The 16,392-nt window shown below is 73.5% G+C and carries 13 protein-coding genes and 1 pseudogene; 10 read left to right on the top strand and 4 right to left on the bottom strand.

The genetic code is table 11. The annotated features are described in order from the left end of the window. The first annotated feature begins 41 nt into the window (after positions 1–41). From ACQP17_RS19000 to ACQP17_RS18980, 5 genes are all read left to right on the top strand, one after another. Positions 42–2,192, top strand: coding sequence for a FixH family protein (locus tag ACQP17_RS19000; protein ID WP_433857341.1), 2,151 nt, complete (start codon positions 42–44; stop codon positions 2,190–2,192). Beyond that, positions 2,189–3,562 carry an iron uptake transporter deferrochelatase/peroxidase subunit gene (gene efeB / locus ACQP17_RS18995; RefSeq protein WP_433857340.1) on the top strand — a complete coding sequence of 458 codons (1,374 nt, stop codon included), beginning with the start codon at positions 2,189–2,191 and terminating at the stop codon, positions 3,560–3,562. Before ACQP17_RS19000 ends, efeB begins: the two co-directional genes overlap by 4 nt. Positions 3,563–3,687: 125 nt before the next feature. After that, on the top strand, positions 3,688–4,614 hold the full coding sequence (gene pheA, locus ACQP17_RS18990) for a prephenate dehydratase (protein WP_433857339.1): 927 nt from the start codon (positions 3,688–3,690) through the stop codon (positions 4,612–4,614). A gap of 675 nt (positions 4,615–5,289) precedes the next feature. Then, on the top strand, positions 5,290–6,579 hold the full coding sequence (gene serS / locus ACQP17_RS18985; RefSeq protein WP_433857338.1) for a serine--tRNA ligase: 1,290 nt from the start codon (positions 5,290–5,292) through the stop codon (positions 6,577–6,579). Then, entirely contained in the window at positions 6,576–7,391 is an 816-nt protein-coding gene (locus ACQP17_RS18980; RefSeq protein ID WP_433857337.1) for an HAD family hydrolase, read from the top strand. Before serS ends, ACQP17_RS18980 begins: the two co-directional genes overlap by 4 nt. Here ACQP17_RS18980 and ACQP17_RS18975 read toward each other — a convergent pair. Beyond that, entirely contained in the window at positions 7,379–8,107 is a 729-nt protein-coding gene (locus ACQP17_RS18975; protein ID WP_433857336.1) for a rhomboid-like protein, read from the bottom strand. The genes ACQP17_RS18980 and ACQP17_RS18975 overlap by 13 nt on opposite strands. Positions 8,108–8,392: 285 nt before the next feature. Beyond that, a pseudogene (locus tag ACQP17_RS18970) lies at positions 8,393–9,125 on the bottom strand (MerR family transcriptional regulator). A gap of 261 nt (positions 9,126–9,386) precedes the next feature. Between ACQP17_RS18970 and ACQP17_RS18965 the strand changes: the two are divergent. The 5 genes from ACQP17_RS18965 to mltG all read left to right on the top strand — a co-directional run bounded on the left by ACQP17_RS18965 (position 9,387) and on the right by mltG (position 14,526). Beyond that, complete coding sequence (locus tag ACQP17_RS18965; RefSeq protein ID WP_433857335.1) at positions 9,387–9,707, top strand: SAV_915 family protein; 321 nt, start codon at positions 9,387–9,389, stop codon at positions 9,705–9,707. A gap of 14 nt (positions 9,708–9,721) precedes the next feature. Beyond that, on the top strand, positions 9,722–11,185 hold the full coding sequence (lysA, locus tag ACQP17_RS18960; protein ID WP_433857334.1) for a diaminopimelate decarboxylase: 1,464 nt from the start codon (positions 9,722–9,724) through the stop codon (positions 11,183–11,185). 171 nt (positions 11,186–11,356) lie between these two features. After that, positions 11,357–12,067 carry a FadR/GntR family transcriptional regulator gene (locus ACQP17_RS18955; RefSeq protein ID WP_364873828.1) on the top strand — a complete coding sequence of 237 codons (711 nt, stop codon included), beginning with the start codon at positions 11,357–11,359 and terminating at the stop codon, positions 12,065–12,067. Between the two features lie 206 nt (positions 12,068–12,273). After that, positions 12,274–13,563 (top strand): CynX/NimT family MFS transporter, encoded by a 1,290-nt coding sequence (locus ACQP17_RS18950; protein ID WP_433857333.1) that lies wholly within the window; start codon positions 12,274–12,276, stop codon positions 13,561–13,563. Positions 13,564–13,671: 108 nt separating this feature from the next. Next, on the top strand, positions 13,672–14,526 hold the full coding sequence (gene mltG, locus ACQP17_RS18945; protein ID WP_433857332.1) for an endolytic transglycosylase MltG: 855 nt from the start codon (positions 13,672–13,674) through the stop codon (positions 14,524–14,526). A 96-nt stretch (positions 14,527–14,622) separates the two neighbouring features. Here mltG and ACQP17_RS18940 read toward each other — a convergent pair whose 3' ends face one another. Continuing rightward, positions 14,623–15,342, bottom strand: a complete 720-nt coding sequence (locus ACQP17_RS18940; protein ID WP_433859943.1) for an ABC transporter permease subunit — start codon at positions 15,340–15,342, stop codon at positions 14,623–14,625. A gap of 77 nt (positions 15,343–15,419) precedes the next feature. Further along, positions 15,420–16,331, bottom strand: coding sequence for an ABC transporter ATP-binding protein (locus ACQP17_RS18935; RefSeq protein WP_364873352.1), 912 nt, complete (start codon positions 16,329–16,331; stop codon positions 15,420–15,422). Between the last annotated feature and the right edge of the window lie 61 nt (positions 16,332–16,392).

Below are 16,392 nucleotides of genomic sequence, written 5' to 3'. Positions count from 1 at the left end.
CCACGGACAACCCAGCAGACGCAGTAAGGGGAGCGATCACTATGGTCACCACCGGGCTCCGGCCGGGACGGTCCGCCGTGCTGCGCCTGCTGGTCGTCGCGGTGGCGCTGGCGGGTGCGCTGCTCGGCGGACTCGGCGGTGCCGCCCCGGCGTCGGCGCACGCCGCGCTGACCGGCAGCACGCCCGCGCAGGGGGCGGTGGTCAACCACGCCCCCGAGCAGGTGGCGCTCACCTTCTCCGAGGGCGTCGCCATGGGCGACGACTCCATCCGGGTCCTGGATCCGAAGGGCAAGCGGGTGGACGCCGGCAAGCTGCGCAACCTGTCCAGCGGCAGCGTCGTCAAATACGGCGCCGGGCTGCCGGCGGGGCTCGGCGACGGTACGTACACCGTCGCCTGGCAGGCGGTCTCCGCCGACAGCCACCCCGTCTCGGGCGCCTTCACCTTCTCGGTCGGCGCGCCCTCCAAGACCACCGCCGCCGTCTCCCCGCAGCAGGCCGGCGGCGGGCTGGTGGGCGCGCTCTACGGGATCGCCCGCGCGCTGGCGTACACCGGGTTCGTGCTGCTGGTGGGCGGCGCCGCCTTCGTGGTGGCCTGCCGGCCGGCCGCGGCCCTCGTGCGGTCCGTGCAGCGGGTGGTCGTCCAGGGCTGGGCGCTGCTGACCGGCACCACCGTGGCGATGCTGTTGTTGCGTACCCCCTACACGGGGTCCGGCGATCTCGCCGACGTCTTCGACTTCGGCGGCCTCCAGCAGGTCCTGGTGACCAAGCCGGGTGCGGCGCTGGTCTCCCGGCTGCTGCTGCTCGCCGCCGCGGCGCTGCTCGTGGCGGTGCTCTTCGGGGCGTACGCCCGGACCCAGGAGCCGGCCGAGCCGGGCGAGGAGCCGTTGGATCCCGCGGTGGCGGCCCGGCAGCGAAAGGACCTCACCTTCGGTCTCGGCGTCGGCGGCGTGATCATCGCCGCCGGGCTCGCCGCGACCTGGGCGATGGCCGAGCACGCCTCGACCGGTCTGCAGACCGCCGTCGCGATGCCGGTCGACGTGCTGCATCTGCTCGCGGTCGCCGCCTGGCTCGGCGGGCTGGCGACGCTGGTGGTGTCCCTGTACTGGGGCCCGCCGGTCGAACGGGCCGCCGTGCGCCGCTTCTCGCGGATCGCGTTCGGCTCGGTGCTGGTGCTGGTCACCACCGGCATCTACCAGTCCTGGCGCCAGGTCGGCACCTGGCGGGCGCTGACCGACACCACGTACGGGTGGCTGCTGCTGCTCAAGGCGGGGCTGGTCGTGGTGCTCGTCGGGATCGCCTGGGTGTCGCGCAGGTGGACGGGGCGGCTGGCAGAGTTGCCGGCGGGGGAGGACCTGGCGGCTGAGGCGGTCGAGGCCGACGAGGCGGAGAAGACGGCCGGGGCGACCGGGGCGACCGGGGCGGGGACCTCGGAGGCCTCGCCGGCGGACGCGGGCGCGGAGAAGGCCGGCGTCGGTGTTCCGGCCGCCGCCACCGCCACCGCCGGATCGGCCCGCGCCACCCGCCCGGGGACGGGAGGCGGTTCCGATTCCGGGTCCACGTCCGCAGACACCCCCGACGCCCCTGACACCCCCGACGACGCCTCCGCCCCCGACCCCGCCCGTGCCGCTCAACTCGCCCGGCAGCAGGCCGTGTTGGACAGTACGCGGGCCAAGCGGAAGCGCGACGCCGATCCGGAGCGACGGGGGCTGCGCCGGTCCGTGCTGGCCGAGGCGGCGGTCGCGGCCGTCGTGCTCGTGGTGACCACGGTGCTGACGGCCACCGAGCCGGCCCGCACCGAAGAGGCGGTCAAGGCCACCTCGGGCGGGCAGGCCGCGGCGGCCGCCCGGCAGCAGTCGCTGACCATCCCGTTCGACACCGGCGGCCCGCACGGCAAGGGCACCGCCCGCCTCGACCTCGCCCCCGGGAGCAGCACGGCCGCCAATACGGTGCGGCTGCGGCTCACGGATCCCTCGGGCAAGCCCATGGACGTCCCCGAGGTGAAGCTCGCCTTCACCCAGAAGGCCAAGAAGCTCGGGCCGCTGGCGGCCACCGCCCGGCACGAGGGCACGGGCCGCTGGCGCGCGAGCGGGGTCCGGCTGCCGGTCCCCGGGCAGTGGCAGCTGTCGCTGGTCGTGCGGACCTCCGACATCGACCAGGTCACCGAGATCAAGAACGTGAAGATCGGCTCATGAGCAAGCAGACCCCCGGCAAGAAGGCCACCGGCAAGCGGACCCCCGGCACCCGGACCGGCGGGCCAACCGGCGGCCGCGTCCCCGCCCCGGCCGCCGAGCCGGCCGCCACACCGGCCGGCGCAGGCGGCGCCTCCCCCTCCCCGCAGGTCTCCCGGCGCCGGCTGCTCGGCACCGCCGGCGCGGCGGGCGCGGCCGGGCTGGTGGCCGGCGGGGCCGGCGGCGCGCTCGCGGCACACGCCGCGCAGGACCCCGCCCCCACCGCGCTGACCAGCATCGGCTCGACCGAGGTGGCGTTCCGGGAGGCGCACACCACGCACCAGGCGGGGATCACCACCCCGCTCCAGGCCACCGGCCATCTCGTCGCCTTCGACCTGGCCCCGGACGCGGACCGCAAGACCGCCGCCGCGCTGCTGCGGCGCTGGTCGCGGACGGCCGAGGAGCTGATGGCCGGGCGCGTCCCGGACGCCGACACCGGGGTCGCGCTCGACGCCGGCCCGTCCTCGCTGACCGTCACGTTCGGCCTCGGGCACAGCTTCTTCGGCCGTACGGGCCTGACGAAGCGGCGCCCCGTCCAGCTCGACCCGCTGCCGGACTTCTCCGCCGACGCGCTGGACCCCCGGCGCAGCAACGGCGATCTGTGGATCCAGATCGGCGCCGACGACGCCCTGGTCGCCTTCCACGCGCTGCGCGCGCTGCAGAAGGACGCGGCCGGCAGTGCCCGGCTGCGCTGGCAGATGAACGGCTTCCACCGCACCCCGGGCGCCACCGCGCGCCCGATGACCGCCCGCAATCTGATGGGCCAGATCGACGGCACCAACAATCCGAAGCCGTCGGACAAGGACTTCGACGAGCGGATCTTCGTCGGGCGCGACGGCGAGCAGGCCTGGATGCGCGGCGGGTCCTACGCCGTGGTCCGGCGGATCCGGATGCTGCTGGACGACTGGGAGAAGCGCTCCCGGCACGAGCAGGAGAAGGTCATCGGGCGCCGCAAGGCCAACGGTGCCCCGCTGACCGGCGGTTCCGAGACCACCCCGATGCGGCTGGACGCGAACGGATCCGACGGGCTGCCGGTGATCCCGGCCAACGCGCACGCCCGGATCGCGGCGCCGGCGTCCAATCAGGGCGCGGCCCTGCTGCGCCGCCCGTTCTCCTACCACGACGGCTTCCGGGAGGACGGCGCCCCGGACGCCGGACTGCTCTTCGTCTGCTGGCAGGCCGATCCGCTGCGGGCCTTCACCCAGATCCAGCGGAAGCTGGACCGCGGGGACGCGCTCTCGCCGTTCCTGCGGCACGAGGCGAGCGGACTGTTCGCGGTGCCGCCGGCCGCGGAGCCGGGCGGCTACGTGGGCCGGCCGCTGCTGGAGGGCTGAGCGGCCCCGGGGCCCGGCCCCGGCCCGCCGCGGAAGTCCGGCCCGGGCCCCGGACGGGCCGGTTATCGTGGCAGGGCAGGAACATCGGCGGGGTGCCCCCGCAGTTACGCGAGGGAGTCCTATCCATGTCGGCCAGCCGCTATACCTATCTCGGCCCCGAGGGCACCTTCACGGAGGCCGCGCTGCGCAGCCTGCCCGAGGCGGCCACCCGCGAGCTGGTGCCGATGGTGTCGGTGCCGGCCGCCCTGGACGCGGTGCGCGCCGGTGAGGCCGCCGCGGCGCTGGTGCCGATCGAGAACTCCGTCGAGGGCGGGGTGACCACCACCCTCGACGAACTCGCCGCCGGCGAGCCGCTGATGATCTACCGCGAGGTGCTGCTGCCGATCGCCTTCGCGCTGCTGGTGCGCCCCGGTACGGCGATCAGCGAGGTCAAGACGGTGACCGGGCATCCGGTCGCCCAGCCGCAGGTGCGCAAGTGGCTGGCTGCCCAACTCCCCGAGGCCGTATGGGAGTCGGCGGCCTCGAACGCCGACGGTGCCCGGCTGGTGCAGGAGGGCCGCTACGACGGCGCGTTCGCCGGCGAGTTCGCGGCCGTGACCTACGGCCTCTCGCCGCTGGTCACCGACATCCACGACGCGCAGAACGCGGCCACCCGCTTCGTACTGGTGGGCCGCCCGGCCCGGCCCGCCTCGCCCACCGGCGCGGACAAGACCTCGGTGGTGCTGTGGCTGTCCGAGGACCACCCCGGCGCGCTGCTGGAGCTGCTCCAGGAGTACGCGGTCCGCGGGGTGAACATGATGCGGATCGAGTCCCGGCCGACCGGTGAGGGCATCGGCCGTTACTGCTTCTCGGTGGACTGCGAGGGGCATCTCACCGACCGCCGGGTCAGCGAGGTCCTGATGGGGCTCAAGCGGGTCTGCCGCGAGGTGCGCTTCCTCGGCTCGTACCCGCGGGCCGACGAGGTGCTGCCGACCGTGCGGCGCGAGATGACCGACGCGGCGTTCAGCGAGGCGTCGGACTGGCTGGCGCGCTGCCTGGACGGGCGGGGCTGAGCGGGCGCTCCGGGCGCGCCGCGACCCGGCAGCGAGGGCCCCGCGGAACGGCACGACCTGCGGCTTTGACGGGGCCGCGAGTTATCCACAAAGTTATCCACAGGCCCGGTTCTCGACCTGTGGGTAAGTCGACACGGGAAACGGACAGAGTCGACAAATCGCCCTACTGATCCCACATCACTCCACAGCACCTCACGTCGGACAGCGTCAGCACAATTCAGGTGATCAATCCTTTAGGGCGAGGCAATCCCACACGAAAGAGTGCGTGAACGGGGTTTGGACAGAGAATCCATAGCCGAGCATTTCGGGAGCGGAATGATCTCCTCCGACTTCCACAGATCTCACACACAGCCTGTGGATAACAATCCGGAAACCCCCAGCCCCTGTGGACAACCAAGGGAATCCCGGGGGATAACCCTGACCCGCACCCCTCTGCGGAGGCCGCCCAACTGCCGCCCCGCGCGCAGTGGATCACCGGCCGGGGCGCCGCGAAATCCCCTCCCCGGCACCCCGCGAAAGCCCCGCGCCGAACCGCCGCGCACCCCGGAATGCGACTGCATTTCCCGTCGCTTTCCTTCCGCCCCCCTTAAGGGAATAAACACCTCAAAACGGACAAATGCCGTGCGGGGGAATATCGCGTCGAGTGCCGCGGTGAGGCCCCGGTAGCCTGGGGGGGTGATTGACCTTCGCCTGCTTCGTGAGGACCCCGACCGTGTGCGCGCGTCCCAGCGCGCCCGTGGAGAGGACGTCGCACTCGTCGACGCGCTTCTCTCCGCCGACGAGCGGCGCAGGTCGTCCAGCGTCCGCTTCGACGAGCTGCGTGCCGAGCAGAAGTCGCTCGGCAAGCTGATCCCCAAGGCCGCCGCCGACGAGAAGGCCGCGCTGCTGGAGAAGGCCGGCGAGCTGTCCGCCGCCGTCAAGGCCGCCGACGCCGCGCAGGACGAGGCCAAGGAGGAGACGCAGGCGCTGCTGCGCAAGCTCGGCAACCTCGTCCACCCCGACGTCCCCGTGGGCGGCGAGGAGGACTTCACGGTCCTGGAGACGCACGGCACCATCCGTGACTTCACCGCCGAGGGCTTCGAGCCCAAGGACCACCTGGAGATCGGCGAACTGCTCGGCGCCATCGACGTCGAGCGCGGCGCCAAGGTCTCCGGCTCCCGCTTCTACTACCTCACCGGCGTCGGCGCGCTGCTGGAGCTCGCCCTGGTCAACGCCGCCATCGCGCAGGCCACCGCGGCCGGCTTCACCCCGATGCTGACCCCCGCCCTGGTGCGCCCGCGCGCCATGGAGGGCACCGGCTTCCTCGGCCAGGCCGCGGAGAACGTCTACCACCTGGAGAAGGACGACTACTACCTGGTCGGCACCTCCGAGGTCCCGCTCGCCGCGTACCACATGGACGAGATCGTCGACGCGGCCAAGCTGCCGCTGCGCTACGCCGGTTTCTCGCCGTGCTTCCGCCGCGAGGCCGGCACCTACGGCAAGGACACCCGCGGCATCTTCCGGGTCCACCAGTTCGACAAGGTGGAGATGTTCTCCTACGTCGCGCCGGACGACGCGCAGGCCGAGCACCAGCGCCTGCTGGACTGGGAGAAGCAGTGGCTGACCGGTCTGGAGCTGCCCTTCCAGGTGATCGACGTCGCCACCGGTGACCTCGGCGCCTCCGCCTCGCGCAAGTTCGACTGCGAGGCGTGGATCCCCACCCAGGGCAAGTACCGCGAGCTGACCTCGGCCTCCAACTGCGACGAGTTCCAGGCCCGCCGCCTCTCGGTCCGGATGCGCGAGAACGTCGACGGCAAGCAGAAGGTCTCGCCGCTGGCGACCCTGAACGGCACGCTCTGCGCCGTTCCGCGCACCATCGTGGCGATCTTCGAGAACCACCAGCAGGCGGACGGCTCCGTGCGCGTCCCCGAGGTGCTCCGCCCCTACCTGGGCGGCCGTGAGATCCTGGAGCCCGTCGCCAAGTGAGCACGCCGGCTCCGCTGCCCTACAAGCTCATCGCGACGGATCTCGACGGGACGCTGCTGCGCCCCGACGAGACCGTCTCCGAGCGCACCCGCCAGGCGCTCGCCGCGGCCACCGCGGCGGGCGCGGCACACATCGTCGTCACCGGCCGGGCCGTGCCCTGGACCCGGCACATCCTGGATGCCCTGGAGTACAAGGGCCTCGCGGTGTGCGGGCAGGGCGGTCAGGTCTACCACGCCGGTGAGCACCGGCTGCTGACGTCGGTGACGCTCGACCGCCAGCTGGCCGGTCTGGCGCTGTCCAAGATCGAGGCGGAGACCGGTCCGCTGTATCTGGCGGCCAGCCGCGACGGACTCGACGGCGAGGTGCTGGTCGCCCCCGGCTACCGCGTCCAGGAGGGCCCGCTGCCGAACGTCCTGCTGGACGATCCCGGCGAGCTGTGGGCGGCCCCGCTCAACAAGGTCTACCTCCAGCACCCGACCCTGGACGACGACGCGCTGGCGCTGGCCGCGCGGCAGATCGCCGGGGACCTGGTGGGGGTGACGGTGGCCGGCGAGGGCATCGTCGAACTGCTGCCGCTGGGCCTGTCGAAGGCCACCGGACTGTCGCTGGCCGCCCGCCGGCTGGGCGTCACCGCCAAGGAGACGCTGGCCTTCGGCGACATGCCCAACGACATCCCGATGTTCGCCTGGTCCGCGCACGGCGTGGCGATGGCCAACGCCCATGACGAGCTGAAGGCCGTGGCGCACGAACTCACCGCCTCCAACGAGGAGGACGGCGTCGCGGTGGTGCTGGAGCGGCTCTACCTCTCCTGACCGTCCGGCGGTCCGGACCCCGCGGGCGGCCGGGCGTCCGGACCGGTTCTCTCCGGCTCCGCGGTCCCCGGCCGCACGCCCTTTCGCCCGTGCGCCGCATTCGTCGGCGCCTCCCCCGGCTCCGCGGCCTCCCCGGCCCCGGCGGCCGCCGCCGGGGTCAGCGGCCAGGCGGCGAAGCCCATGGCCAGCGCGATGGCATGACCGAAGTCGGTGAAGCTCGCACCGGTCAGCAGCGGGATGCCGAAGAACACCAGCACCACGGCGAGGTAGCCGTACCGCCAGGGCGGCCGCAGCCGGTAGGTCAGCACCCCGGCGGCCGCCGCCAGCCCGTACGAGACGCCGATGTCCACCACATGAGTCATCGACCGCGGCAGCCGGTGCCCCTCGATGGCCAGCAGCACGAGTTCCTGGCTGGCCAGGGTGGCCGCGATGTGCGCACCGCCGACGGTCAGCAGCCAGCGCGTGGTCCCCGTCCAGCGCTCCACGTTGGCGTGCACCAGCTCGAACATCACCACGTAGAGCAGGAAGGACCCGGGGCGTTCGATCCAGAAGCCGCTGATCAGCAGCGACGGCAGCGGATGCTCGTTCAGTTCGTGGATGTTGCTGCTGGTGCGGTGGACGAGGAACTGCCCCAGCCCCTCCGAGGCGGAGGCCACGACCAGGCTGGTGACCCCGATGACCAGCAGCCAGATGTGCGTACCGGGACTGCTGCGCACCCACTCCCTCGCCCGGACCAGCGGATTCCCGCACGGCGTCCGCACACCGGGCCGCGGCGGCTCCATCGGCGCGCCCATCAGCGGCGCCCTCGGGGGGCGGCGATCCGCGGTCCGGGGGTCTCGATGAGCCGCCGGAGGGGCGCGCTCCCGCCGAAGTCGGTGCGCGGGCACCGAGGGTGGCCGAGCGCGTCCCCCGGAACCGCCCCGTCCTGATTGCCGTCGATTGTCACCATTCGAGGCTAGCGTGCGGCGAAGGACGCCGCCGTGGGCACGGGAGAGCCGCGCTCAGATCCGGACCACCGGCTCCTGGATCTCGGTGATCCATTGCTCCTGGTCGGGTGGGCACTCCAGGTAGAGCTCGCGGGCGTAACCGGCGGAACGGTAGCCGTTGGTGTCGATCCAGCGGGCCAGGTTCTGGACGGTGGGCAGGATCCGGCTCATCGGGCCGTGGTGGACCACCGTGGCGGCGCAGTCGAGGCCGGGGAGGGTGACGACGTCGAAGCCGGGGCCGTCCGCGCCGGCCGTCGTGGACCTGCCGGTGGCCGTGCAGCCGGCCTTGTCCAGGGCTTCGCGGGTGAGCACGATCCCGGCGTGGACGACGACGGCCGCACCGCCGGAGTCCTCGTCGTCGGCGGGCCGTTCGCCGCCCGCTCCGGTCCGCGGGGCGTCCTCGTAATAGGCCAGGCCCGGTCCGGCCGGGGTCACCCCGGCCGCCTCCAGCCGGCGGCACAGTTCGGCGTAGAGCGGCTGGATGACCGGCCCGATGTCCTCGGGCCCGTAGCCGGCCGCGATGCCGGTCAGCTCGGCCAGCAGGACCGTTGCGGTGCGCTTGACCACCACCTCGTCGGCAGACATGCGTCCCTCACTCTCGATCGTCCGGAGCCTCGCCTCGACCTGGGCCAGCCGCGCGCCCGCCGCCGTCAGTGCGGGCCGGGCGCAGCAGCCCGAGCGCGTCGTAGTGGCGCAGCATGCGGGCCGACACCCGTCCGTGCCGGGCGAAGTCCCCGATGGTGAACATGGTGCCTTCCAGTCCAGTGCCTTCCACCGTGTCAAGGTCGAGCGGGGCGGGCCAGGCCCGGCCGGCGGCTGCCCTGTGTCACCCCCGTCGCACAGCCGGCCACCGGGCGGCAGCATCGCGTCAAGTAGGGCCCACAACCCGTCAATGACGCGTCAGGGACCGGCCGGAAGCCCCGCATCCCGGGCATAGCGTCAGGGCCGAGCCCCGGCGCACGCGTTTCCCACCGGTCCGGGGCCGCTGTTCTGCACGAGGAGCGACGCCGTGTCCCATCCCCTGTACGCGGAAGATCCCGAGCCTGCCGAACCCGTCCCGGCCGGGCTGCTGTACGTCCCCGTCCGGTCGGGCCCCGCGGGCTGCACGGCCCGCCTGTTCCGCACTCCGCTCGGCGGCCGCACCGCCGTCGGCTTCACCTCGCCCGAGCGGCTCGCCGCGGTCCTCGGCAGCGGCCAGCCGTGGGTCAGGCTCTCCGAGGCCGCGCTGCGGGCGCTGGCCGAACCCGTCGGGGCGGCGGCGCTGACCGTGGATCCGGGGTTCGTCCCCGAGACGCCCCGCAGCCGCGGTCACCATCTGCGGGCCGTCTGAGGGAGGCGAGCGCCATGAGTCACCCGAACCGCCTGAACCCGAGGCGTCGTCACGCCCCGCCCCGGGCCGTCCCGGAAACCGCCGCCCCCGTGGCCGGTGCCGTCACAGCCCCGCCGCGCACCGCCCTCCGGCCGGCCGCCGGCGACGGGCCGGCCTCCGACAACGGGCCGGCCGCCGGCGACGGGCCGCTGTCCGTCTGGCCCGGGTCGACGACACCCGCGGGCCATGACGATCTGGCCGTCGGCGGGGTGCCGCTCACCGAGGTGGCCGACCGGTTCGGCACCCCCTCCTACGTCCTGGACGAGGACGAGATACGCCATCGCTGCCGGGCCTACCTGCGGGCCTTCCCCGACGCCGAGGTCTACTACGCGGCCAAGGCGTTCCTGTGCCGCGCCATGGTGCACTGGGTGCGGGAGGAGGGCCTCGGCCTGGACGTCTGCTCGGCGGGCGAACTGGAACTGGCCGTCACCGCCGGCTTCCCGCCCGCGCGGATGGTGCTGCACGGCAACGCCAAGAGCCCGGCGGATCTGCGGGCCGCGCTGCGGCTCGGCGTCGGCCGGATCGCCCTCGACAACACCGCGGAGATCGCCCGGCTGGCCGCCGCGGTTCCGGCGGGCACCCGGCAGAAGGTCCTGATCCGGGTCGTGCCGGGGATCGCCGCCGGCGGGCACGCCAAGATCCGGACCGGGACCGACGACCAGAAGTTCGGGCTGTCGATCGCCGACGGCTCCGCCCAGCACGCCATCGCCCGGGTGCTCGGCCAGCCCTGCCTCGAACTGGTCGGGCTGCACTGCCACTTGGGCTCGCAGATCACCACCGTCAAGCCGTATCTGTCGGCCGTGCGACGACTGATCGGCCTGCTGGCCCGGATCCGTGAGCAGCACGGTGTCACGCTGCCCGAGCTGGACCTCGGCGGCGGCCACGGCGTCGCCTACCGCCCCGGTGAGCCGGCCCTCGACGTCGCCGCCCTCGCCGCGAGGGTCCGCACGGAGCTGGCCCGCGGCTGCGCGGCGGCCGGACTGCCGGTGCCCCGGCTCGCCGTCGAGCCCGGCCGCGCCGTGGTGGGTCCGGCCGGCGTCGTCCTCTACCGGGTGCTGTCGGTCAAGCGGACCGGCGCCCACACCTTCGTCGCGGTGGACGGCGGGATGAGCGACAACCCCCGGCCCGCGCTGTACGGGGTGCGCTACGCCCCGCGGCTGGTCGGGCGGGACACGGCGGCCGCGACGGAGCCGGTCACCGTCGTCGGGCGGCACTGCGAGGCGGGCGATGTGCTCGCCGCCGATGTCCCGTTGCCCGCCGACGTCCGCCCCGGCGACCTGCTGGCCGTGCCCGTCGCCGGCGCCTACCAGCTCTCGATGGCCTCCGGCTACAACCTCGTCGGCCGGCCGCCGGTCGTCGCCGTCACCGGCGGCCGGGCCCGCCTCCTGGTGCGCCGCGAATCCCTGGCGGACCTCCAGGAGCGGGACGTCGGACTGTGACGCAGGGGGCGGGCGACGGGGCGGCAGGGACACCGCCCGGCACCCCGCCGCCCGCCCCCGTACGCGCTCCCACCAGGTATTTTCCCCTCCCCGACCACTTCCATGTACGATGAATCAGTCAGTTGTAGGATGACAGGGCAACTGGCGCTCACCGACACGGACGGAACGGCCATGGCACTGCAGGCGGCGGGACGACGCTCACTCGTGGACACCGTCGTCGACGCCCTGCGGGCCCAACTCGCCGCCGGGGAATGGACGGTGGGCTCCCGCATCCCCACCGAGCACGCGCTCGCCGAACAGCTCGAAGTCGGCCGGAACACCGTCCGCGAGGCCGTGCGGGTGCTCGTCCATGCGGGGATGCTGCGCTCCCGGCAGGGCGAGGGCACCTTCGTGGTGTCCACCGCGGACCCCGGCGACATCATGCGCGGCGTCCAACGGGCGGGCATCCGGGACGTGCTGGAGCTGCGGATCGCGCTGGAGGCGGAGGCCGCCCGGCTGGCCGCGCTGCGCCACGAGCCCGCCGACCTGGCGCGGATGCGGGCCGCGCTGGACGCGCAGGCCGACCTCGCGGACGCGGAGGGCCAGCCGCACGCCGACCAGCTGGAGCTCTACGCCGACCACGACATCGCCTTCCACCGGGCCGTGGTCGAGGCCGCGCACAACACCGCGCTGACGGCCACCTACGGCTGGTTCAGCAGCTCGGTGCGGGAGGCGCTGGTCAGCGCGCTCGACGACCGGGCGATGCCGAGGATCCTGCACGGGGATCACCGCGCGGTGCTGGACGCGATCGCGGCGGGCGACCCGGAGGCCGCGGAACGGGCCACCCGCGCCCTGCTGGAGAAGCCGAAGCGGGCCGTGGAAGCCCTGCTGAGCGACGACTGAGCCCCTGTCTCCGGACCGGACGACGGGGTTCCCTGCCTTTTCGCACCGGGCCCACGGTGCTCCGGTGCCGCAGCACGGGTGCCCGGGCGCGCCGGAAGCCGGTGCGCGATGCCGGCGCACGGACGGGCTTTCGCGCGGGGAGCGGACACACGCACGAGCCGCGCGGCAGATCGCCGCGGCCGGCCGAACGAGCGGAGGAAGAGAGCATGCCGAGCACATCCGAGCGGGCAACCGCGGTGATCGACGCCGAGGAGGATCTGGTCGCGACACCGCCGGTCGCCACCGCCCGCCGCCGGCTGCGGGCCCACCCCGCCCTGCTCATGGCCGGGATCGTGCTCGCCGCGCTCAACATGCGCACCGCGCTGGCCGGTGTCTCCCCGCTGCTCGGGGAGATCGGCCGGCACTTCGGGCTGACCGCGACCTCCAGCAGCCTGGTGACGACGATTCCGCTGGTCTTCATGGGACTCGGCTCGATCGCCGCGCCGAAGCTGGCGCGGCGCTGGGGCACGGAGGCGGTGCTGTGCGGGGCGCTGGTAGCGCTGTGCGGCGGCATCGTGCTGCGGATCGCCCCGCCGGTGGTCGCGCTGTTCGCCGGGTGCGCGGTGGTGGGGTCCTCCATAGCCCTGCTGAACGTGCTGATGCCGGGGCTGATCAAGCGGGACTTCCCGGACCGGGCGGCGGGGATGACGGCGCTGTACTCGACCGCGATGATCCTGGGGGCGACCGTCTCGGCCGCCACGGCGGTCCCGCTGGAGGAAGCGCTCGGCAGCTGGCAGGGGTCGCTGGTCTCCTGGTCGCTGCTGGCCGCCGTCGCCGCGGTGGTCTGGATCCCGCAGGCCCTGCTCGTCCGGCGGGGCAGCCGGCACGGCGCGCCCGCGGCCACCCCGGCGCATCGGGGCGCGGCCGGGCCGAAGCTGAGCCGCTCCCCGCTGGCCTGGCAGGTCACGCTGTTCATGGGCTCGCAGTCGCTGATCGCGTACGTGAGCATCGCCTGGATGCCGACGATCTTCACCGACCACGGCATGGCCAAGAGCGAGGCCGGGCTGGTCTTCGCGTTCAGCACGCTGCTGCAGATGGCCGGTTCGTTCGTGGTGCCGGTGCTCGCGGGGCGGATGCGGCGTCAGCGGCTGCTGGGCGTGGCGGTGTCCGCGCTGATGGCCTGCGGCGTCGCCGGTCTGCTGCTGGCGCCGGTGGCCGGCGCCTGGCTGTGGGCCGCGCTGCTCGGCGTCGGACAGGGCGGTGCGCTGGGGCTGGCCCTGACGATGATGGTGCTGCGCTCCGGTGACGCCCACACCGCCGCCCGGCTCTCCGGCATGGCCCAGACCGGCGGCTACCTCCTCGCCGCCGCCGGGCCCCTGGTGCTGGGCGCGGTCCACCAGGCCACCGGTGGCTGGAGTGTCCCGCTGATCCTGCTGCTCGCGGTCTGCGCCGGTCTGGCGCTGCTGGGCGCGGGCGCGGGGCGGGACCGGCGGATCGGCGAGGGGAACGGCGAGTAGCCCGTACGGGGAGGGAAAGAGCGCCGGTGGGGCGGTGTCCCGGAGATCTCCGGGACCCCTTCTCGTGGTGGTCACCCGACGGTCGGGGTGGTGTCCTACCGTGCCCCCATGAGCGAGGTTCAGCACACCGTGCACCGGCCGGGACCGTGGTCCTCCCGTCGTGGCCGGCTTCTTCTCGTGACCGTCCTGGCCGTCCTGGTCGTCGTGCTCGTCCTGGGCGGCCTGCTGCTGGCCCGGTGGCTGCGCGGGCGGGCCGTGGGCTCCCTGACGGTCCCCGAGGGGCAGCGGGCCGGACAGATCTACGCCGCCGCGGACAGGGCCCTGAAGGTGCCCGCGGGTTCCACGGCGAAGGCAGCGAGGAGCGCGCACCTCACTCTGCCGGACGACGCCCACGGCAACCCCGAGGGCTACCTCTTTCCGGCGACGTATCCGCTCCGCTCGGACACCACCCCGGCGTCGCTGCTCTCCTACATGGTCAGGACCGCCAGGGGGCACCTCGCCGACCGCGGCGTCTCCTCCTACCGGACGGTGGTCATCGCCAGCATCGTGCAGGCCGAGGCGGACCGGCCGGCCGACATGGGCAAGGTCGCCCGGGTCATCACCAACCGGCTCGACCACCACATGCCGCTGCAGATGGACTCGACGCTCAACTACGCGCTGGGCCGCAGCACGTTGCGCACCAGCCACGCCGACACCAGGATCGACAGCCCGTACAACACCTACCGGAACGCGGGCCTGCCGCCGACGCCGATCGACAACCCCGGGGCGGACGCGCTGCGGGCGGCCGGGGCACCGCCGACCGGTGACTGGCTCTACTTCGTCACGGTCACACCGGGCGACACCCGCTTCACGGCCGACTACCCGCGGCATCTGAGGAACGTGCGGGAGTTCAACCGCCGGCAGCGGGGCGGGGGAAGCGGTAACGCTGTGAGTGGCGGCGCAGCGGGCGGTGGCGGGGCTTAGGGCCGGGGCCTCGACGGCACGGTGTGCCTACGGACCCGCGGGGCGGCAGGGACGAGGTCCGTCCTGCCACCCCGCGGGCCCGGCCGCCGGCGGGGGTTACTCCTCGCCGGCGAGCGTGAGCGCCTTCAGACGGCGGCCGGCGTACCAGGTGGCGACGACCGTGAGGCCGACCAGCAGGCAGATCGCGGCGGGCAGTCCGACGTCCGAGGTGATCGCGCCGTCCGCGGCCACCCGCTGCCCGATGGCCAGCGCCCACTGCTGGATGCTGAGGGTCTTCGCGCCCGGAATGAGCGTCCCCATGAGCGCTTCCCAGACCAGGGCGTAGACCAGGCCGAACACCACGGCGTGCCGGGTGAGCGTGCCGAAGAGCAGGAACAGGGCGCTGTAGGCGACCGAGGCGATCGCCGCCGCCACCGCGTACCCCACGGCCATCTGCTGGCTGTTGCCGTTGAGGAGGAAGCCGGCGAGCAGGACGGGCAGGGCGGAGAAGGCGACCGTGACACCGATCGCGACGAGGAGTTTGGTGAAGATGATCGTCGGCCGGGTCACCGGCTTGGCCAGGAGGTAGACCACCGAGCCGTCGTCGATCTCCGGGCCTATCGCGCCCGTACCGGCGATGACGCCGATCAGCGGCACCATCGTGCCGAGCGCGAAGCCGCCCAGGATGCCGCCGGCGGTGGAGTCGTCCGCGCTGGCCAGCGCGCGGACGGCGATGGCGAGCACCACCAGCAGGGTGGGCAGGGCGAAGAGGATCAGGGCTCGCCGCCGGCCGAGCAGGGCGCGGTAGGTGAGCCGGGCGACGGTCGGGTGGAACAGTGCGGCCTTGGGCGCGCGCGCGGGCGAGGCCGCCGGAGTGGTCGTGGACATGCGTCAGGGCTCCTTTCAGGCCTCGGTCAGGCCGCTACGAGGTAGGAGAAGACGGATTCCAGCGACTCGTCGGAGGGCGAGACCGTCAGCAGGCGGATGCCGTGCTCGCGGGCGACCCGCGGCAGGAGTTCGGTGAAGCGCCCGAAGTCGACCGCCTGGACCCGCAGGGCGCCTTCGGCGAGATCCACCTCGATCCCGGCCGTCGAGGGGTCGGCGATCAGGGCACCGGCCAGCGCCCGGTCGTTGTCGGACCGGATGAGGTAGCGGTGCGGGCGGTCGGTCATCAGGCGACGGATCTTGCGGAAGTCGCCGGACGCGGCGTGCCGTCCGGCCACCACCACCTCGATGTGGGAGGCGAGTTGCTCGACCTCTTCGAGGATGTGCGAGGAGAACAGGACCGTCCGGCCCTGGTCGCCCATCTGCCGCAGCAGCTCCATCAGCTGCATCCGCTGGCGCGGGTCCATGCCGTTGAACGGCTCGTCGAGCAGCAGCACGGACGGGTCGTGGACCAGCGCGGACGCCATCTTCACGCGCTGGCGCATGCCCTTGCTGTACGTCGAGATCTTGCGGTCCTGGGCGTATTCCATCTCGACGGTGGCCAGCGCCCGGGCCGCCTCGGTCCGGCCCAGCCCGTGCAACTCGGCGTTGGCGACGACGAATTCGCGCCCGGTGAGGAAGTCGTACATCGCCTCGCGCTCCGGGACGATGCCGATGTGACGGTAGATGCCGGCGTTGCGCCAGATCGTCGCGCCGTCGAGGGTGACGGTGCCGTTGGAGGGCGCGAGGAAGCCGCCCATCATGTTGATGAGGGTCGACTTGCCGGCGCCGTTGGGGCCGAGCAGGCCGGTCACGCCGGGCCCGATGGACATCGTGATGTCGTTGACGGCGACGACGTTGCCGAACCAGCGCGAGACATGGTCGATGGAGAGGTGCGTCATGGGCGCGGCCCGTTCCTTCGGAGGGTCGTGGTGGGGCCGGGGGCGCCGCCCGGCAGCGGCC

Origin of the sequence: Streptomyces kronopolitis (genome assembly GCF_050953795.1) — a bacterium.
Classification (GTDB): Bacteria; Actinomycetota; Actinomycetes; order Streptomycetales; family Streptomycetaceae; genus Streptomyces; species Streptomyces kronopolitis_A.
Note: the sequence above shows the minus strand (reverse complement) of the source record. Positions and strands in the feature narration are given on the sequence as shown.